Here is a 17,829-nt window from a genome sequence, read left to right on the forward strand (position 1 = left end):
CGTGTGCTGTGATCTTCCCGTATTCTGTTGATTGCTTCGCATATGGCAGCACTGCGTTTTAGACCGCCATGAATGTCGTATACCCTACGGTCCTCACCATATACCTCGTCGTGAAGGTCTAAGGTTATTTGCTTCGTCCACCCACTTCGTTTCACGCACGTCCCCCCTGGTGCATTAATCATTGTCATCACTATCAACTTTGACAATGACATTGCCATTATTCTTGTCGATCATATATCCAAACTTTTTCACCCAGTCTCTAACCGTTCGTTCAGCGACTTCTTTTCCGGTGGAAGCATACCACTCAATGATATCCTTTACCGTTGGAGGCTCGCCGAAATTACAGTTATCAACGACATCTTCGAACTCCTCCGCCTTACTTCTGCGTTCCTTATCAGCCTTGCCTTTTCGCTTGTCTGTGGCTTTCTTCCAAGGGGGCTGGGATGATTCTCCTTCCGGATCAATGTCCTTCAGACTGCCCACCTCATCAATCCGATGCACCGGATAGTCGAACCACATGTTAACCGGCTTGAATTTCGCATACTCCCGCAGCGTACCCTCTACACGCCATGCGGAGCGGCCACGTACGGCTTCCAGCACGCGTTGTATCTCCGCATGCGCTGCAGCCTGCTCCGTGTTATAGATGGCCCGCCGGGAGTGTTCCTCCATCTCTTTCGCGCTCAGCAGGTCATCTTGTGAAACAGAATTCCGCAGGTATTCGGGATTGTATTGCTGGAAAAACCGCTTGTAGACCGCACAAATCGCCTTGTTCTCTTCTTGCTTCAGCAGCGCTTCAGTTATATCCAGTTCTACGAGGTCGATCAGCGCATCCGGATCCCGAGCGAATACGCCGCTTCCGCTGGCCCGGTCCATCGACTTCTTGCCGCCTTGTGCACCCTTTGAGTGGTGATGGCAATAGATGACGCTGGCGCCGAGCTCCGTCGCAATTTTATCGAACTGGTTAGTAAAGTGTGCCATCTGGTCCGCGCTGTTCTCATCACCAGTCAGGACCTTATAGATCGGGTCGACGATGACGGCAATATAATTCTTCTTAGCAGCACGCCGGATCAGCTTCGGAGCCAACTTGTCCATCGGTACCGATTTACCACGCAGGTTCCAGATGTCGATATTGCCTATGTTCCGAGGCGGTAGCCCAAACGCCGTATACACGTCACGGAAGCGGTGCAAACAGCTAGCCGAATCAAGTTCCAGGTTGACGTAAAGGACACGTCCCTGTGCGCATTGCCACGATAACCACTTAATCCCTTCTGCAATAGCTATACTTAACTCAATTAATGAGAAGGACTTGCCAGCTTTTGAGGGTCCTGCAAGCAATAGTTTATGACCTTGCCGCAGTACGCCGTGAATCAATGGAGGTGCTAACTGCGGCATGTTGTCCCACGAGTTCTCTAGGCTCTCTGGATCCGGTAGATCGTCGTTAACACCTTCGATCCATTCGTGCCACTCTGCCCAGCTGCTCTTACCAAGATTCGTATCAACAATGAATTGCTTCTTCCCGTTCCGCTCGATGCCCGGCATGCGGGATAGCCTGGATGGGTTCCGGTTCTGGTTATCAATGTTCAGGCCATTCCGCTTACAGACGTTATATAGGTAGTCGACGCGCTTGCGGTACTCATCGTAATTAGCCGCCTCAACCCGCACGATGGCATGCAGGCTCTTACCACCGCTGTACACCATGACAGCGATCGGCAGCTCGAGTTCACGCATAATGGCATTCTGCTTCTCGATCTCCATCGTGTCAGACTCAACAAGTGCATAGCGAAATTCGGTCACGTTCTCATTCTTGACGCCCTTGCCGTCTAGCGGGTTGAATCGAATCCAAGCACCTGCAGCTGGGTCATAATCACCGAACACCTCACCAATATCACCGCTACCCTTGTGCAGTAGTTCAATCAGTTCGCCAGCCGTCCGGTCATAAGCTCCCTTCGTGGGTAGATATTTGCCATCATCGTTTTGCCATGTATCTGTGACATAGCCAACATTCTCGCTAGCCTCGAACAACGTCTGAAGGTAAGTCGTGATCTGCTGCAACGGGTTCCAGTCTTTCGGTTCGTGGATCTCCTTGCCCTCGATCCAGTTCTTGTCGACGATGACGTAATCGCTGGCAATCTCATCTTCCCATCCTAGCTCGTGGTCCTCGCGGTCCGATGAACGCGGCAGCCAGCCATTATCTTTGGCCATCTGTGTGATCGTGGCGCCCGTAACCGGTTTGCCTGAACCCTCGAAGGTTGTCCACTTCTTGAAGCATTCGCCTGGCCGGTAGCGTCCGCTGTCACGCTTGCTCCAGTCGTCCCATTCGCTGGCCGTGTAACCTTCATACTTCAATGCCATGCCTACGTTGACCCATTCCTGATAGCTCAGATACGCCGGGTCAACGTAGGTCAGTAGCGCGATCAGATCAATTTTATGCTCCATATCCTTGCATTTCTCCTTTCATACGGGAGAGGATAGTGCGAGCACGTTCACCCTTGTCGTCAATCACTTCAGGTTGGTCCCATCCGTAACCGTCCTCTATTGGCGCTGATTGATAGGCATACTCTGATCCGTACCACTCCAATACCTCGATCAAAGCTTCCTTTTCAAGTGTTAAATCCTCTGCCAGTACGAGGCAGTTGGATAGTTTCTCTTCTAAAGCTGCTTTGTCGCGTTGAAGGGATTCAATTTCGCTTATAATCGCATACAATTCATCGCGTGTAATTGTTACGTCACCATCATAATCTGCATACTGTATCATCAACTTCTTTTGTTCATCACTCACTCTATTCATTGGTGTATCTTCAGTTGCGTACAAAATAGCCGAAAGGCATTCCTCGCAGACTTCTATAAGTTCATGCGGACTCGTCATCTTAACACCTGGAATAAATGCAGTTCTGAAAATGGAAACAACATTGACTTTTTTCTTGGAGCAATTACCACAGTCCCCAAAATAAACTCGCATATTAACCCTCCCATGATCTTCAATATTCAAACGGTGTTCCTGCTGTAAGTGGATACCCACTCTGCAATCTTGGCATCAAGCACTCCGTTTTTTGCACCTGCACGATAAAATTCCTCAGACACCATGATTGATAAACTTTCGCCATTTCTAATCTCTGAACCATGAACTACGATGTATCCTTTCGGGCGGCTCTTACGTTCATCCCATACTGCATTCACATCAATCAGCCCTTGCGAAGCCCGACCGCCTATTCCGTGTCTCTGGTACAGGATGATAAAGGCATCAACTTTTTTCTCATCCTCGTTTTTCTGAACGATTTCGATAATCAAGCTATTTTTATACTTCTCGGATAGTTTATTGATCTGAGCTATAGTAACTGGCATGTTAAACCCTCCCATGTTCAAAGCTATTCATCGAGATACTTGGTCAGCAATAAGATCAGCTAACAATATTTCGTTTCCAGAGGTATTACGATATGGAAGAATCACGACTGCTCCGTTAAGGAAAAATACGGATGAGACCTTTCCAGTACAGGCTGCCTCCTCATTCAGGTCTACCATCTTGACGTATTCTTCATCCAAGTAAATGAAATCGGATCCCGATTGAATAATTCGCATTCTTAATACATCATGATCCTTAGAGAATGGAGTGATATTCCCGGGTTTAGCAGTTCCTAAACTTGTGTATATAGGTTGGATGTTTATCGCTTCCTTCTCCGTTACATCGCCAAAATTCGCAACAAGTGCTTTCCTTGGCTCCGGAATCATAGCAAACACCGAAAAGAGAAGAACGAGAACCTCCCGAGGAAGATGGCTGTCGGAAAAACGCAGCATCCAATGCCTATTGGTGATGTAGTGGAATTCATCCGTCCTTGACCATATAAGCGACCGTTTCCCGTGAAACTTAATCTGGCGGCAAACCTCTTTCAGATTAATCCCTTTCATCTATATCAACTCCATCCCTATAATTGTTCTGACATTTTGCCAAGCAGACCGCTTACAGCTCCTACATACTTCTGATGCTGCTCAGGATCCGTCACTTCAACATCACCTAACGTAGTCAGCAGCCCCTTGAATCCTTCAACAAGTGCATCAAACTGGATACGGAATTTCACCGTTGCGACACTGGTCGGCTGTGCCACCTTCTTACGGAGCTCGGCCAGCTCCGCCTCAATCCCCGGCGGGATTACCTCCACTGTCGCTGTCGTCTCGATCGGCTTTGCCTTCAGCTCGGCCTCCAATCGCTTTACCGCCGCCTGTGCTTCAGCTAATTCAGCATGCACCTTATCGACGTCACTGCTGCTTCCTGTGATTCGCGCATCGATGAGTTCATCCTGAAGCTGTTCTACTCGAGTCTGAAGCTTATTACGGTCTGCTTCAGCTTGCGTCTGGACCTTATTCAATTCTGATTCAAGCTTCTTCGCTTGTTTCTCAGCTGCCTGACGCGCTTTCACTGCCGCCTGCAGCTCACGTGTCGAGAGCTCCGCAGCATTCACATCAGCAGCAAATTGCTCCCGTTCATCTGCTGGCACTGTAAGCAGTGCGACTGCCTGCGTATAACTCAAATTCTCAAGCGCTTGGTAATTTGAACCGTATTCAACAGATACCTTCATGAAGTTGTTCGCGGTAGACTGGCTATAATTCACATTGTCATTCAGCCACTGGCCCCACTCACCATGCGCAACGAGCGCTTTTGCTTCATTCAACTTATTGCCGATCTCGATTGCACTCCGGAGGACAATTTCTCGGGTTTGGGCATCGATGCTGCGGATCTCCGCCGCAATTAGCAGCGGTGTTCGATCAATCAATTGACTCATACAGCTACCTCCTGCTGCGCGTCTACCTTCACGCGCGCTTTCTTTTTCGTGAGCTTTTCTTTAACAAAGGCATCTACAAACAACTGCACCTTATCGGTCGTCCCACAATTCTTAAACCCTCTACATTGAACGATCTTGTTATCTCTAATCTCCATCGTATAGAATGGCTTGTCCGGCTCCGATACCCATCGAATCACCAGAATGTCGCACTTCCCATCAGCATAGCTCTGAGCATATCGACCAACACAGTGCCGGAGCGCTTTTCCCTCCTCGATCAGTTCAAGCGAATCCTTGGCTGCACGTATTAAAAGCCCATCTTTTTCAAACTCGTATTTTGTAAGAACCTTGAGTCGCTTCTGGATCTTACGGTTAAGCTCCTCGTCTTCCTTGTATTTAACCTGCTTGATGGTATTCTGATGAGCGCTGTGCAAGTCGGGCGGCAGCAGAATCAACTCATCTGTAAGATCCAGCCCCAGCTGCTTGCAATCTTCGATATAGTCCCTCCACGTACAGAGGATGTCTCTTTCCCAAAATGCCCGCTTATTCATTTTTTCAATGGTCTGCTGCTTTCTGATATAGCCATCAGCGCGACGCAGACTTACATGCGTAAGCAGCTTCTGCAGCAAAGACCAACAGCGGTCGTACCGATCGGCCAAGTCATCGAGTTCGCTTAATGTTAGCCCCGACTTTTCATTACACATAACTTGGAATAACCTAAGGGTCAGTGGATTATTTACTTGATCGATCATCTTAATAAACTCCTTGGAGCGTTGTTTGCTAAGCTTCAGGACCTTATCTATAGTTTTGCCGTTCCAATTGATGGCGCTGTATGTTAGGCCATTATCAAGCTTCGCTGATACAAAGTAACGCATGCCAAGCTTAGTCAAATACTCAATGCACGGGTATTTAGTAAACAATGAGAAGAACTTAACGCTATCGGTTTCATGGTACTGCTCCCAGGTACTGTATTGGAACGGTGTACCCGCAACTGCTTCTCGGATCCACTCAATCGGACAGAGAGAGCGGTATCCGAATGACAATGAATTTTGGAAGTCGGACTTAATAGTGGACACTTTACGCCACTCTCTGTTCCCCCACCACGGCTCGTACATTTGTGCATTTCCCATCTCAAAAACGTACATAGCGCTTGGTGAATACAACGTTTCAACGTCAATATAATCCTTGCTATAATCGCGATGAACGTACATGCTTCTCGCAATGATAGCGTTCGGGTTTGCTAATGATTTTTCGTAAAAGATGATGTGGCCGCGATCAACAAGGTACTTACGACTAATGCCGCTTTTCTTTACAGTGCATTGTGAGCCGCATTTGACACATACCTTCTTCTCGTTTTGCTTCAGCCCAACTGTCCGATATTTTTCTCTGCAATGTGTGCAATAGCCGTACTGCAGCCCTTTCTCCCTAGTCGTAAAGATATACCTGCTTCTTAACAGGACAACATCCCGCACATAGTCCTGCACGCACTGGCTTACATCTGAAGGGAAGTGGGAGAAAAAGAGTTCACGATCATGCTCTTCTGCTTTCTTACTCATAGCGCGCCACCCCTTATAAGAAGTCATCGAGACTTACTTCAAAATCAGTTCCAGCAGTCTTGGCCGCGGGAGCGGATGTCACGGTAATGGCTGCAGCTGCTGCCTGTGTTGTGACACTCCCCTTAATTCCGTAATAGCTCAGTACGATCGCGAAACCCTCCGCATCCGTCAGCATGGCCATGCCGTTTGACTGCTTCTTCTTAGCTTCAGCCTTCATGGCGTCCAGGCTCTTCGCGATCGTCTTGTCCGCTGCGGCCAGCTTGTCCGCTGAATCTGAATGCTCTTCAAGGTAACCCAGCAGGAATTGTCCGATAACTTGCACATATTGATTATTTTTAGCGGCCGTCATCTCGGCTCGCAGTTTATCTAATGCAGCTTGCGTGCTCATTGCTTGCATCCTCCCTTGTTCATCTAAAAAATCACTAATACTGAATTGTTGACCAACCATCAAGCACACTTGGCACCAGTGAATATCAGATGCAATTTCCTTCATGTCACCGCCACAATCCGGACAGATTAACATCATTATTAGGCGCCACGATTAACCGTAGAGGTTGAAGTCAGTGCAAATTTGCCGAAACCCTTATCGACCAACATCTCGTCTGTACCGCAGATCGGGCAGACAGTCGCAGAGTGATCGATACCGTCATAATCCTCTACAGCGAAATTCACAAAGCAGTCCTCGCATTCATAAAGGTGCATCATCAGCACTGGCGCCTCAGACTTACCGGGATAGGTCACGCGTACAGGCCATTCGAGCGGATTACGAAGTCGTTCGTGATAAATCATTGTCCGGATACTCCCATGCGTGCTCCCAAGCTCCTTGGCGATCTCACGCAGCGGCTTTCCGGAGAGGAACAGCTTATGTAGCTGCCCCCTATCCACCATGTCTTTTGCCATCGTCCCTTACCTCCCGAATATTCAATCTCCGCGATATTCTTTTGGATTGACGCCATCTGGTACACGCCAGCCATTTGCAGCGATTCGGTCGATAAGGTTCTTCGCCGAATCAAACGACCACGTTCCTACGTGATCGAAGCCACGCTGCTCGAGAAAACGGATCTGCTTCGGTGTGGTGAGTCCTTCCTCCCGGCGCTTGTCGAGACGATCGAGCAACTTCGCTGCCTTACCGGCATTGTCGATCTGATCCGGAAGAATGCCCATCTTCTCTAGCGTCTGCAGCTGCTTATCACTTGGCGGAGACATCTCCCATCCGAAAGCCGGCACATACGACGCAAGATCTTCAGCTTGGATGCTCATCTCAAACTGAAGCGGATCAACCAGCGCGCGCTTACGGCGCTTCATCTCTGCGAGCTGTTTCGCCAATGCTTCTTCGCGCTGTGCAACAACGTCATCCGCAGCCTGCTTCTCGACAGTCTCCAAATCTAATGGGATACCTGCCTGGTTTATCTGCGTCGTCATGGCCTGTGCAATTTCTTCATTCTCAGCAATGAGGTGAGCAGGATGACATAGCTCATGGCGTTCTGTATGCCACAAGAAATCGAGCAGCAGCAGGTCTGTCTTTCCTGGGAATAGCCGGGTACCGCGCCCGACCATCTGGCTGTATAAGCTGCGGACCTTCGTCGGCCGTAAGACGACGACACAATCAACGCTTGGGCAATCCCAGCCCTCCGTTAGCAGCATTGAGTTACAGAGTACGTTGTATTTATCGTTATCGAAGTCCTCCAGAACTTCTGCTCGATCCTGCGAATCACCATTAACTTCGGCAGCCCGAAACCCAAACGAATTTAGAATATTCACAAATTTCTGACTTGTTTTGACGAGTGGAAGGAATACGACGATCTTGCGATTCTGTGCGATTTTCCACATTTCCGCTGCAATCGAATCGAGGTACGGATCCAGAGCTGTTCCCAGGTCACTGGTCTTGAAGTCTCCTCCTTGCTGTCCAACAGTAGAGAGATCCAATTGCAAGGGAATTGTCATCGCCTTGATCGGGCTCAGATAGCCTGCTTTTATAGCCTTTGGTAACGTGTACTCGTAGGCTAGCGATTCGAAATAGGCTCCGAGGTTACGCATATCGCCACGGTCCGGCGTAGCAGTCACGCCAAGAACGTTGGCCGATTCAAAATACTGTAGAACACGCTGATAGCTTTCCGATATGCAATGATGTGCCTCGTCAATGATAATCGTATCAAAATGGTCTGGTGCAAACTGCTCAAGTCGCTTCGGCCGCATCATCGTCTGAATGCTTCCCACGACCACTCTCCACCAGCTCCCGATCGACGTCTGTTCCGCTTTCTCTGTTGCACATTTCAGCCCTGTCGATTTCTCCAACTTGTCAGCAGCTTGGTCAAGCAACTCTCCGCGGTGGGCAAGGACGAGCAAACGCTCGCCCAGTCTTACACGATCCTCAATGACTTTACTAAATACAATCGTCTTACCGCAGCCAGTAGGCAGAACGAGAAGCGTACGCTTTTTACCGTTAACCCATTCTGCTTGGATAGATTCCCGCGCTTCCTGTTGATAAGGTCTGAGTTCCATGATGACCTCCTAGAACTGGCCCGGCGCCCATCCGCCGCCTTGCTGTTGGCCGGTAGGGAACGGTTGCTGGTACTGCTGTTGTTGCGGCGGCTGCTGATATGATTGCTGCTGTTGCTGAGTCTGATATTGAGGCTGTTGCTGTTGGTATTGAGGTTGTTGCTGGTATCCTTGTTGTTGTCCAACTCGGGGGATATCATCAGGTGCATAGAATGTTTTAACCTGGTTACTAGAACGATCCTCGCCGTTGTGCTTGTAGTTTCGTACTTCAAGCTTCAGCCTTCCTCTTGCACCGACAACAGCATTCCAATTCATGCGCAGCGGCTCCCCCTTTCTCTTTTGACCAATTGCCGAAAAGAAGTTCGACAGAAGGCCCTCTGTCTTCGTGTGCAGGAAGAGGTTATGAAACACGACAACGTCGCCATGTTCAGGAGAATGGATCGTCAAATCCAATTTAGCCTGATTACAAGGAGGCATTTTGTCACTTCCAGTAAAACGACCGCGCTCAAATTTGGAAACCGTGAAATTGTAATCGCCGGCAGGAAGCAGGGTAAACCCACCTCCACCGTCTTTCTCGATAGTGTCGTCCCAACCAAATTCGCGTTCTTGTTGATTATTCATGTATGATTCCTCCAGTGTGTATTAGAATGGCAAATTCTTTCGGGCTTCTTGGATCATTCCATGTACTTGCGGCCAAGCTCCAACAAGCACGCCAGCAATGAAACCAGGATCGTAATTTGCAATCGGTGTGTCGAGCGGATAGTAGCCCTTCTGGCTGACGACAAGCTGAATTTCAGTGTCTTTTACTTGATGTTGCATCATCAGATCGAGCAATGATGCAGGTATGCTCGATCCGCTCTCCGGCTGCGCACCGGAGTTGGACGGCTGCATTGGTTCTGGCTGTGTGGATTGCTGTGCTTGATCAGGCGGTTGCTGCTGAGACTGTTGACTATTGTATTGAGGTTGCTGAACAGCAGGCTGTGATGCGGCTGCACTGCTGTTAAAAATGTGTGCAAGATGTGAATAGTCCAACGGGAACTCATCCGGTAGTCCGTGGCGGTTCTTTGCGTCCCATGCTGGATGGTGCGTTGCATACACAGTTCGTATGCCGCCTTGAGCCTTGTTCTTCTTGCCTTCCTTATCCGTCGCAACAGAGAACGTTTTATAATTGATGAACAAGACCATATCTGCCCACTCTTTGACGAGTGCCGCGGTACGTGAACCCGTTTTCTTACCCAGCTTCAGTTGATAGCGATCATAGGCACCCATTTCATCTGGCTGCTCAAATTTAACAATCTGTGCATGAGCGTTCAGGACAACATTTATTCCGGCTTCGATCAAATCGCTAAGCATGTTGAGTAACCGACCGAACTCTTCTTCCGAGTAAACATATCCCTTGCCGTACCCAAAATCCTCGATACTTTGTTTCTGGTGAGCAGCGCATACACCTTCGTTGCACAGCAATTCAGCCCAGTCGATCGTATCAATAACTAACGTTCCGTATCGCCCAGCCTGCTGCTTCACCCATTGAACCTGCTGTTTGAGCATCTCCCAGCTCGATGGCTTCGGCAGCCGATCGACGTCCAATTCCGTCGTCGACCCTTCCGTATCGATGAAGATTGGACGTGGGAACCTCGTAGCGAGCGATGACTTACCAATTCCTTCAGGTCCATAGAGAACGACTTTCTTTGCTTTTTGAACCTTACCGCTGATAACCTGCATCAGAATTCACCTGCTTTCCATGTTGTGCCGCCCCACGACGGGCCCGGGTCAATCTCGCCTGGTACTGGCTGCAGGTGAACACCTTCCTGGCCGGCGACGTAGCCATCCTCGATGACGATCGAGCATTCTTCACCAGTGCTGACGCGCGTCGCGATAGCCTGGAGACCTTCTTGCTCAAGCCATTGACCGAATACCTGCAGCGTCTGCATATCCATCTGCTCAAGCTTGTCCAACAGGATAAAACCGCAATTTGGCTTCAGCTTGCGAACGATTGACGTGGCTACTATCAACTGATCAGCACCGCTCATGTTATCCCACTGCTGACCGTTGTACCTCAGATCGCCGTTTTCAACCGTTAGGCCCTGCAGCGGAAGATTGGCCGTAGTAAGCAGGTCCGTCTTCTGTTGCCTGATACCGTCAATCTCAGTCGATAGCTTGTCATATTCCACTCGGTATTCGCTGGCGTCAGATTCAGCCTTGTCCTTGTCGAGGTTAGCCCGAACACGACGGTTGATCTCGTCGATCTGCTGGATATTGGCTTCGAGCTCTGCTGTCGATTCATCCTGCAGGTCAATTGCATCTTTACGAGCTATAGCCAAATCTTCACCGATTTTTGCATACTCTTCCTTAAGCTTGAGCAATTCAGCCTCAAGTCTAGCAATCTCTTCGCCTTTCGACTTGCGAACTGATTCATAATGGTCCAAACGTTGCCGTTTACGCTGATTCTCGCCGTTACGCGCCAGGATAGCTTGCTGCTGCAGAATCAGCTCAGACGCTGAAATAGGTTCTTTAGGTGCATCAGGGAAATACAGCTGTTCCTTAGCGAACTTGGACTTCTGATCAGCAATCTGACCGATGGCGTGACGACGGCTATAGATCTCCTGTTCTTTCGTCTCCAGCTCATGAAGCTGAGTGCCCACACCGATGATCCGAAGTAAGATGGCCGCTTTTTCCTTGCTCGTAGAATTCATGAATTTCGGTAGATCAATCGCTAGTTCCCCGACGAAGCTATCGAGCAGCTGCTGCCCACCTTTCTGACCGTTCGGGTCAATGACCTTCAGGTCGCTGTTCTTACCCTTGCGCTCAACGACAAGCCCATTGGACAGCACAAGGTGCAGATAAGGCGGTACAACCGACCCTTCGCGTTCAGCTTGTGAAGGGCGATACTTGTTACCTCCAAGTGCCCACGCAATGGCGTCCAGCACGCTCGTTTTGCCTTGTCGGTTATTCCCACCGATAACAGTTAATCCGGACGCGCTAGGCTCCATCCTGACTGCCTTAACGCGCTTGACGTTCTCAATTTCTAACTTATTTATCTTGATCATGCGCTCTTCTCCTTCATATATGACTAGCTGATAATGTATCGATTAATCCCAGGGGCCGCGAAGACCCCGCTCGTGATCTCTGTAAACCTGTAGTTCACGTTCCAGCTGCTCATTCTCTTTCTGCAGCTCCTGCGCTAGCCGTATAGCGTACGGCCAGCCTTCGCGCGCCATTGATATAAACTGCATGATTTCAAAAGATGGAAACGGCGTTCGCGGGTTTATAATACTGTCGTGCCAGCCATCCTTATCAGTCTTCAAGGTTGCAACCGAATTTCCAACAATACACCACGGTCCAGGCGTTGCTGCCTCACAGATCGCCATGTCAGCAGCCAAGTCTCTTGCTTCTTGATTTGACAATTTTGCTTCCTCCGTTGAGCCACCATGTGCTATAATGGCGGCAACTATTATTTCTTATTGCTCAGACCTTTGCGGCTCCTACCCCGCAAGGGTCTTCTACATTTAACCGGGACTTCATACGACGCTTTCCGTTCTGCTCTGCCGCAAATTCCAGACATACCTGACGCTCATCACGCGACAACTCCAGCCATACATGCCCAGTCACGCTCACAGTGATCACCACCCTTCGTGCGCTTTCTGTCGAATATTTCCTATCCCTCTGTTAATATGGTAGTTGTCCAGACTAACCAAATCGAAAAGAAAGGAGGGTAAAGATATTGGATAAAGATAAAATTGCACATGAGCTCGCGCTAATAGCTGTAAAGCAATTCGTTGAAAGTAACAAACTGGCGTATACGAAAAGTGGCTCTATCGCTATTGACTTAGCACGTAAGTACATGGAATATTACAATTCAATAATGATGGAATTAGAGTAACTTTTCTTCAAGCAATGCCGCTTTAGTTAGCTCTAAGGCGGCTAATGCTTCTCCGACACTTAATCCCAGCGACTTCAGTTGCTGCACAAGAGACGCGCTTAATTCCAGCTGCTCTTTTGTAGCCCATCCGTACAACTCTACTTGTTTGACTGCAACGTTAACTCCAGCATTAATGGCCACGTACCCCTCACCTCCCCTCACTCGGAACGATCCGATAGTAATCGGTGTTGTAAACGTCGATCGAATCGCCCGAGCTGACGTATACTTTATTGCCTTCGCGACGGATGATCTGGCCGATGATGATTAGCTTGGAGTTGATCAACTTAACTTTCCAACTTTCAGAGACACAGGTTCAATCAGAGAACGTTCATGCTCGATTAGCCATTCTCGTTTGATCTTCCAGTATCCACCATTCTTATAAGCTTTGAGTGATCCGTCAGCAATCCTACGTTTCACCGTCACCGCGCTTATGCCCAAATAATCAGCGACGGCTTTCACATCTAATGTTGGGCGAATGCTTTCAGCCGACATACTGTTCACCTCCATTTTGTCTAATTAAATTAGACTGGTCTTCAAAAAAAATTTCATTAACCTCCACTTTCACAATTCGTGAAAATTGTTTGGCTGTACCCACACTCATTTCTTCAGGATTTCTTTCCCATTTCATGTAAGTATGAGTATGTACTCCCAAAACCTCTGCTACTTCTTTTTGCGTGAGGCCCGCAAGTTGTCTTGCCTGTTTCAGGGTCAGACCCATTGTTCACACCTCCTTCCCCTGCTCGGTTGAGACCTATGTTAATCCAATTAAATTAGACTGTCAACGATAAAATCTAATTTATTTTGAATAACATGTTGAATTTTTTCTACTTTTTGCGTATAATCCAAATTAAATAGAACGCGAGGTGCGGAAGATGATACAGGAGAATATTAAGAAGTTGAGAGCAATGTATGATTTAACTCAACAAGATCTAGCTGAAATAGCTGGAGTTACAAATAAAGCAGTCTCTGCATGGGAAAGTGGAATATCTGAGCCTCGTATGGGTGCGATCGAGAAGATCGCTGCTCGTTTTAACCTAAAGAAGAGCAATATCATTGAGGAAAACGGCATGGATATTATTGAGACAGACCAGCCAAAACCACAAACAATTGCAGCACATTTCGTTGGAGATGATTACACGGTTGAGGAGCTACAAGAAATACTTCGTTATGCTCAATACATCAAGTCGAAACGGAAGGATTGATAAGCGGTATGCTAGATTCATTACATCACGAAGCAGAAATTGATGGAGTTGAGGTAAGATACCACCGCTTCGCCTCTAAACGAATCCGCGGTTTGTATGTAGACGGGGTTATTACATTGAACCCAACAGCCATCTCTTCTCAACCGGAAATGCTCTGTATATTGGCAGAGGAGTTAGGTCATCACTTTACTTCGTCTGGTATAATACTGGATCAAAATAATCTGTTGAACCGAAAGCAGGAACTTCGAGCTAGACGCTGGTCTTACCATAGACTCATTCCCCTAGAGCGCATACTGGAAGCTTACAAAGCTCGAGTAAAAGGACGATTCGAAATTGCTGATTATCTAGGTGTGACAGAAGAATTCCTACAGCAAACAATAGATCGTTATAAAGAAAAGTATGGAGTATGCGTATCCGTTGATGACCAGCACATACTTTATTTCGAACCACTTGGAGTATTAGAATTGTTCCCACTGGACAATGATAATTTGCTGTAAGGCGTTTACACATACCCAAAAATCGAACATATGTTCTTATTGGAGGTATAACATTGGCAAGAAAAAAGAAACTTCCCCCTGGTGTTCGTCTTCGCGATGGTCGTTACACTTACCGTTATAGCGTCGAAGTATTCGAAGATGGGATTGTAAGAAGAAAGCAGAAAGAAACACCAGCATACGCTACTGCAGAAGAAGCCTATAACGAAGGAATTCTGATAAAGGCACGGCAGCTCCAAGGTACATATATCGACGAAACAAACATGACTTTAGAGGGCTGGTACGACATATGGATACAGTCATACGAGGAAAGTGGAAAGAAGAAACATACTATAAAGTCTCGAAAATCAAGAGCTCAGCCTATCCTGAAACAGTTTGGTAAAAAGAAATTAAAAGAAATAACCGCCATGCAGTATCAAAACTTCCTATACGATCTTAAACGAAACGGTAAAAAGAAGAATACGCTGCTCGCAACTCATGCTGTTGCCTCACTTCTATTTAGGACAGCTGCTGCTCCTCCTTACGAGTTAATTCAAAAGGACATTACAGAGCACGTTGTATTCCCTACATATCTGAAAACAGTTGAAGAGCTTGAAGCAGGAGAGGAAACCTTCAAGTACCTTGAGAAGGAAGAGTTAGCTCTGTTCCTAAAGACAGCTTTCCAAATCGCTGACGAAGAGAACGATCCATTAGAACGTTTAGTGCTTAGGGAATTTGCACGCTCGCTTTGGGTCCTAGCCTATACTGGTTTACGAATAGGCGAGCTCTGTTCACTGGAACGAACACGCATTAATGAAGTTAATCTGCAAATCCGTATTATTAAAACATTATATGCAATGGAAGGTGTAGAGAAATTTGAGCTTGAAACACCAAAAAATGATGGCTCTGTTCGTACCGTAGATGTTACAAAACAGGTTATTACGATGCTTCACGAACAAGAGAAAGAACGAAAACAGATCCAGCTTATGTGTACCCGCTATTATGATGGACGCCCATTCTGTTTTGTTAACGGACGAAGAAAACCTGGTTATCCAATTTCCCCAAGAGATATCGAACGCTTCATGAAAGATGTATTAATAAGAGCCGGCTTACCAACTGAGCTCACCCCACATAGCTTGAGGCACACATACACGAGCTTATGCGCAGAGGCAGGCATCGAGTTGGCCTCTATACAGAGACAACTTGGCCACATAAATGACAAAACGACGACAATGATATATCGACATGTAACAAAAGCACGACGTCGAGCAGACGTTGAAAAACTTGATGCTCTCCTTAAAGATTTATAGCCCACAGTTCCTTGTGGGGAACATGTGGGCAAATGTCCTTTAGAGCCGTGTTATAGCGCGGTCTGCTAATATTATTGCAATATTAGCAGAGGGGGTATAGGCTGTCAAGCTTGCAAGATCGGCATTTTCAGCCGTTTTCATCGCTATTTTCATGATAAGGATGAGACTTAACAGTGTTGCCATAAAGCTAACATTGATTATTACAAAATGTTAGTTACATTTTCATCTATAGTTATATTTGCATGCTGCACTCCATAACAGAAAGTCATTCACGCCCTGATCGTGCAATGCTTTAATCTGTTTCTTCACCGCCTGTCTGTCATATACCATGTGTGGATGTACCCATGTAGCGGTGAAGCTTTGCAGCCAAGGACGCAGCTGGGCTGGCTTTACGCCGCCTGCCATCATGGCTTGGTTTCGTTTCTTTGCGTCCGCTACGGCATGACTTACAATCGCGTAAGGATTCATGTCAGGATCACGCACGCCATATATGCCGCTGCTGTAGTGGGACGGATAGATCATCGGCGAAATATAATCGACCTCTTGTCCGACCGAGCGCCAACGCTGCCCAATACCCATATCATCGGATGCCGATGTAACAAGGCCAAATACATCCGCGGACACTTTAGCTCCTTGACGATGAATGATCGGCCGTGCTTGGTGAAGAAATCGACGAATCGCTTCCGCACGACTCCACCCATTTGCATTCGCAAACTTAACTTGCTTGGTCGTAATCCCCTCCGGGAATCGCACGTAATCGAACTGAATCTCGTCAAATCCGAGCTTAGCCGCCTCTGCTGCTATGTTAATGTTGTATTTCCATACTTCTTGATGATACGGATCAATCCAAGGCCGCCCGTGACCATCGTTCCATACGCCGCCATCCTGACGACGAATCGCTAATTGAGGCTGTCTTTTCGCTAGGTAAGGGTCCTTGAATACCACAACTCGACCTATCGTATAGATATGGTTACGATGCAGCTTCTGAATAAGCTGCTTAATGTTTGGAATCGTTGGCGTTTGATCAGAGCCTGTCCGCTGTACGTCACCGACTGAAGATCGATATGTCAGTCTGCCAAAATCATTCTTCACATCCACCACGACAGCATTCAAATCCGTCTCACTTATTAATTGAAGCAGCTGATTCATTCGGCTATCATTACCCGCAACCCAACCCGATACATAAATGCCTCTTATCGGTTGAGCTGTGCTTTTCGTATCGCCGGCTTTCAGGCCGCTCGCTTTGGTTCCTACATAGGTTGGCTTCTGGATCGGTGTAAACATGCCCGTTAATGCAAGCATCCCACACAACATTAATGCTGCCCCGTATCTAAACCAACGTCGCGTTGTGCTTGCCTTATTCATCCGGTAAACCGCCTCCTTCTCACTGCTCTATACATGTAGTATGAGCGTCTTAGCGACTCAGGTTGAGAAGGAGATATATCCAAATTCATACGGTCACTGACTAATCCGAAAACAACAAAAAAGCCGTGTCATGAAGACACGGCTTACTTCGTGCTTGGCGTCGTCCTACCCTCCCAGGACCCTGCGGTCCAAGTACCATTGGCGCTTATGACGGTCGATGATCACGAAGTTAACTCAGGGAGCCTTCTCGGCATCGAATCTTGATCCAGCCTTCGGCCTCCGTTGCTCATGTAGGGTTTGCCTACACTCCGCTACTCATCCTCAGTCTAAATCAACCTTCTCGGTGCTTATCAACCTTAATATATATCTTTATCTCGTTCCGTAAACAACAAAAAAGCCATGTCATAAAGACATGGCTTACTTCGTGCTTGGCGTCGTCCTACTCTCCCAGGACCCTGCGGTCCAAGTACCATTGGCGCTGGAGGACTTAACGGTCGTGTTCGGTATGGGTACGCGTGGAACCCCTCCGCCATCGACACCAAACGTGCAGTCGCTCAGCTTGGCTGCTGCGATGCTTGTTGAAGGTTACACCTTCAAAACTGGATGCGAATGTTGAATCCTTAGCTTAAGTAATGCTTTTAGGATAAGCCCTCGACCTATTAGTACTCGTCAGCTGCACGCATTGCTGCGCTTCCACCCCGAGCCTATCAACCTGGTCGTCTTCCAGGGGTCT

At 47.8% G+C, this 17,829-nt stretch carries 22 protein-coding genes and 2 rRNA genes; 4 read left to right on the forward strand and 20 right to left on the reverse strand.

Annotation, left to right across the window (positions count from 1 at the left end; genetic code table 11):
* Positions 1-174: 174 nt before the first annotated feature.
* The 13 genes from DFQ01_RS21525 to DFQ01_RS21585 form a co-directional block, all read right to left on the reverse strand.
* Positions 175-2,436, reverse strand: a complete 2,262-nt coding sequence (locus DFQ01_RS21525) for an AAA family ATPase (RefSeq protein ID WP_110045977.1) — start codon at positions 2,434-2,436, stop codon at positions 175-177.
* A complete protein-coding gene (locus DFQ01_RS21530; RefSeq protein WP_110045978.1) occupies positions 2,426-2,959 on the reverse strand; it encodes a hypothetical protein in 534 nt (177 codons plus the stop codon). The genes DFQ01_RS21525 and DFQ01_RS21530 overlap by 11 nt, the downstream gene beginning before the upstream one ends.
* A 26-nt stretch (positions 2,960-2,985) precedes the next feature.
* Positions 2,986-3,342, reverse strand: coding sequence for a hypothetical protein (locus tag DFQ01_RS21535; protein WP_110045979.1), 357 nt, complete (start codon positions 3,340-3,342; stop codon positions 2,986-2,988).
* A gap of 27 nt (positions 3,343-3,369) precedes the next feature.
* Complete coding sequence (locus DFQ01_RS21540) at positions 3,370-3,903, reverse strand: hypothetical protein (protein WP_110045980.1); 534 nt, start codon at positions 3,901-3,903, stop codon at positions 3,370-3,372.
* Between the two features lie 17 nt (positions 3,904-3,920).
* Positions 3,921-4,775: a DUF3102 domain-containing protein gene (locus DFQ01_RS21545; RefSeq protein WP_110045981.1), complete on the reverse strand. Its 855-nt coding sequence runs from the start codon at positions 4,773-4,775 to the stop codon at positions 3,921-3,923.
* A complete protein-coding gene (locus DFQ01_RS21550) occupies positions 4,772-6,328 on the reverse strand; it encodes a PcfJ domain-containing protein (RefSeq protein WP_174812911.1) in 1,557 nt (518 codons plus the stop codon). Before DFQ01_RS21550 ends, DFQ01_RS21545 begins: the two co-directional genes overlap by 4 nt.
* Positions 6,329-6,341: 13 nt before the next feature.
* Complete coding sequence (locus DFQ01_RS21555) at positions 6,342-6,716, reverse strand: hypothetical protein (protein ID WP_110045983.1); 375 nt, start codon at positions 6,714-6,716, stop codon at positions 6,342-6,344.
* A gap of 140 nt (positions 6,717-6,856) precedes the next feature.
* The gene (locus tag DFQ01_RS21560; RefSeq protein WP_110045984.1) at positions 6,857-7,228 is read right to left on the reverse strand and encodes a hypothetical protein; all 372 of its coding nucleotides are present in this window, start codon (positions 7,226-7,228) and stop codon (positions 6,857-6,859) included.
* 21 nt (positions 7,229-7,249) lie between these two features.
* On the reverse strand, positions 7,250-8,830 hold the full coding sequence (locus DFQ01_RS21565; protein WP_110045985.1) for a DEAD/DEAH box helicase: 1,581 nt from the start codon (positions 8,828-8,830) through the stop codon (positions 7,250-7,252).
* Between the two features lie 9 nt (positions 8,831-8,839).
* Positions 8,840-9,448, reverse strand: coding sequence for a hypothetical protein (locus DFQ01_RS21570; RefSeq protein WP_110045986.1), 609 nt, complete (start codon positions 9,446-9,448; stop codon positions 8,840-8,842).
* A gap of 21 nt (positions 9,449-9,469) precedes the next feature.
* On the reverse strand, positions 9,470-10,549 hold the full coding sequence (locus DFQ01_RS21575; RefSeq protein WP_110045987.1) for an ATP-binding protein: 1,080 nt from the start codon (positions 10,547-10,549) through the stop codon (positions 9,470-9,472).
* Positions 10,549-11,874: an AAA family ATPase gene (locus DFQ01_RS21580; protein WP_110045988.1), complete on the reverse strand. Its 1,326-nt coding sequence runs from the start codon at positions 11,872-11,874 to the stop codon at positions 10,549-10,551. The genes DFQ01_RS21575 and DFQ01_RS21580 overlap by 1 nt, the downstream gene beginning before the upstream one ends.
* A 42-nt stretch (positions 11,875-11,916) precedes the next feature.
* Positions 11,917-12,231, reverse strand: coding sequence for a hypothetical protein (locus DFQ01_RS21585; RefSeq protein WP_110045989.1), 315 nt, complete (start codon positions 12,229-12,231; stop codon positions 11,917-11,919).
* A gap of 317 nt (positions 12,232-12,548) precedes the next feature.
* Between DFQ01_RS21585 and DFQ01_RS31200 the strand changes: the two genes are divergently transcribed.
* The gene (locus DFQ01_RS31200; RefSeq protein WP_174812910.1) at positions 12,549-12,707 is read left to right on the forward strand and encodes a hypothetical protein; all 159 of its coding nucleotides are present in this window, start codon (positions 12,549-12,551) and stop codon (positions 12,705-12,707) included.
* Here the strand turns inward: DFQ01_RS31200 and DFQ01_RS21590 are convergent.
* From DFQ01_RS21590 to DFQ01_RS21600, 4 genes are read right to left on the reverse strand one after another with little or no spacing between them, the layout of a single operon-like run.
* On the reverse strand, positions 12,699-12,887 hold the full coding sequence (locus DFQ01_RS21590; RefSeq protein WP_110045990.1) for a hypothetical protein: 189 nt from the start codon (positions 12,885-12,887) through the stop codon (positions 12,699-12,701). The genes DFQ01_RS31200 and DFQ01_RS21590 overlap by 9 nt on opposite strands.
* 7 nt (positions 12,888-12,894) lie before the next feature.
* Positions 12,895-13,029, reverse strand: a complete 135-nt coding sequence (locus DFQ01_RS31960) for a hypothetical protein (RefSeq protein ID WP_281272033.1) — start codon at positions 13,027-13,029, stop codon at positions 12,895-12,897.
* Positions 13,026-13,238: a helix-turn-helix domain-containing protein gene (locus DFQ01_RS21595; RefSeq protein WP_174812909.1), complete on the reverse strand. Its 213-nt coding sequence runs from the start codon at positions 13,236-13,238 to the stop codon at positions 13,026-13,028. Before DFQ01_RS21595 ends, DFQ01_RS31960 begins: the two co-directional genes overlap by 4 nt.
* Positions 13,228-13,464, reverse strand: coding sequence for a helix-turn-helix transcriptional regulator (locus DFQ01_RS21600; protein WP_110045992.1), 237 nt, complete (start codon positions 13,462-13,464; stop codon positions 13,228-13,230). Before DFQ01_RS21600 ends, DFQ01_RS21595 begins: the two co-directional genes overlap by 11 nt.
* A gap of 154 nt (positions 13,465-13,618) precedes the next feature.
* Here DFQ01_RS21600 and DFQ01_RS21605 point away from each other — a divergent pair, with 154 nt between their 5' ends.
* Genes DFQ01_RS21605 through DFQ01_RS21615 form a run of 3 tightly spaced genes read left to right on the forward strand, consistent with a single transcriptional unit; the run spans position 13,619 to position 15,731 of the window.
* Positions 13,619-13,948, forward strand: coding sequence for a helix-turn-helix transcriptional regulator (locus DFQ01_RS21605; protein ID WP_110045993.1), 330 nt, complete (start codon positions 13,619-13,621; stop codon positions 13,946-13,948).
* 8 nt (positions 13,949-13,956) lie between these two features.
* A complete protein-coding gene (locus DFQ01_RS21610; protein WP_110045994.1) occupies positions 13,957-14,445 on the forward strand; it encodes an ImmA/IrrE family metallo-endopeptidase in 489 nt (162 codons plus the stop codon).
* A 53-nt stretch (positions 14,446-14,498) separates the two neighbouring features.
* On the forward strand, positions 14,499-15,731 hold the full coding sequence (locus tag DFQ01_RS21615) for a tyrosine-type recombinase/integrase (RefSeq protein WP_110045995.1): 1,233 nt from the start codon (positions 14,499-14,501) through the stop codon (positions 15,729-15,731).
* A 222-nt stretch (positions 15,732-15,953) separates the two neighbouring features.
* Here DFQ01_RS21615 and DFQ01_RS21620 read toward each other — a convergent pair whose 3' ends face one another.
* From DFQ01_RS21620 to DFQ01_RS21630, 3 genes are all read right to left on the reverse strand, one after another.
* Entirely contained in the window at positions 15,954-17,096 is a 1,143-nt protein-coding gene (locus DFQ01_RS21620; protein WP_245946821.1) for a putative glycoside hydrolase, read from the reverse strand.
* Positions 17,097-17,522: 426 nt separating this feature from the next.
* A 5S ribosomal RNA gene (gene rrf / locus DFQ01_RS21625) occupies positions 17,523-17,639 on the reverse strand.
* Between the two features lie 96 nt (positions 17,640-17,735).
* Positions 17,736-17,829 (reverse strand): 23S ribosomal RNA (locus tag DFQ01_RS21630); the annotation flags it as partial.

The organism is Paenibacillus cellulosilyticus (assembly GCF_003182255.1).
Taxonomy (GTDB): domain Bacteria; phylum Bacillota; class Bacilli; order Paenibacillales; family Paenibacillaceae; genus Paenibacillus_T; species Paenibacillus_T cellulosilyticus.

Coding starts and splice junctions, on each gene's coding strand:
- DFQ01_RS21525 (WP_110045977.1), bottom strand. CDS start 2,436: ATGGAGCATAAAATTGATCTGATCGCGCTACTGACCTACGTTGACCCG.
- DFQ01_RS21530 (WP_110045978.1), bottom strand. CDS start 2,959: ATGCGAGTTTATTTTGGGGACTGTGGTAATTGCTCCAAGAAAAAAGTC.
- DFQ01_RS21535 (WP_110045979.1), bottom strand. CDS start 3,342: ATGCCAGTTACTATAGCTCAGATCAATAAACTATCCGAGAAGTATAAA.
- DFQ01_RS21540 (WP_110045980.1), bottom strand. CDS start 3,903: ATGAAAGGGATTAATCTGAAAGAGGTTTGCCGCCAGATTAAGTTTCAC.
- DFQ01_RS21545 (WP_110045981.1), bottom strand. CDS start 4,775: ATGAGTCAATTGATTGATCGAACACCGCTGCTAATTGCGGCGGAGATC.
- DFQ01_RS21550 (WP_174812911.1), bottom strand. CDS start 6,328: ATGAGTAAGAAAGCAGAAGAGCATGATCGTGAACTCTTTTTCTCCCAC.
- DFQ01_RS21555 (WP_110045983.1), bottom strand. CDS start 6,716: ATGAGCACGCAAGCTGCATTAGATAAACTGCGAGCCGAGATGACGGCC.
- DFQ01_RS21560 (WP_110045984.1), bottom strand. CDS start 7,228: ATGGCAAAAGACATGGTGGATAGGGGGCAGCTACATAAGCTGTTCCTC.
- DFQ01_RS21565 (WP_110045985.1), bottom strand. CDS start 8,830: ATGGAACTCAGACCTTATCAACAGGAAGCGCGGGAATCTATCCAAGCA.
- DFQ01_RS21570 (WP_110045986.1), bottom strand. CDS start 9,448: ATGAATAATCAACAAGAACGCGAATTTGGTTGGGACGACACTATCGAG.
- DFQ01_RS21575 (WP_110045987.1), bottom strand. CDS start 10,549: ATGCAGGTTATCAGCGGTAAGGTTCAAAAAGCAAAGAAAGTCGTTCTC.
- DFQ01_RS21580 (WP_110045988.1), bottom strand. CDS start 11,874: ATGATCAAGATAAATAAGTTAGAAATTGAGAACGTCAAGCGCGTTAAG.
- DFQ01_RS21595 (WP_174812909.1), bottom strand. CDS start 13,238: ATGTCGGCTGAAAGCATTCGCCCAACATTAGATGTGAAAGCCGTCGCT.
- DFQ01_RS21600 (WP_110045992.1), bottom strand. CDS start 13,464: ATGGGTCTGACCCTGAAACAGGCAAGACAACTTGCGGGCCTCACGCAA.
- DFQ01_RS21605 (WP_110045993.1), top strand. CDS start 13,619: ATGATACAGGAGAATATTAAGAAGTTGAGAGCAATGTATGATTTAACT.
- DFQ01_RS21610 (WP_110045994.1), top strand. CDS start 13,957: ATGCTAGATTCATTACATCACGAAGCAGAAATTGATGGAGTTGAGGTA.
- DFQ01_RS21620 (WP_245946821.1), bottom strand. CDS start 17,096: ATGAATAAGGCAAGCACAACGCGACGTTGGTTTAGATACGGGGCAGCA.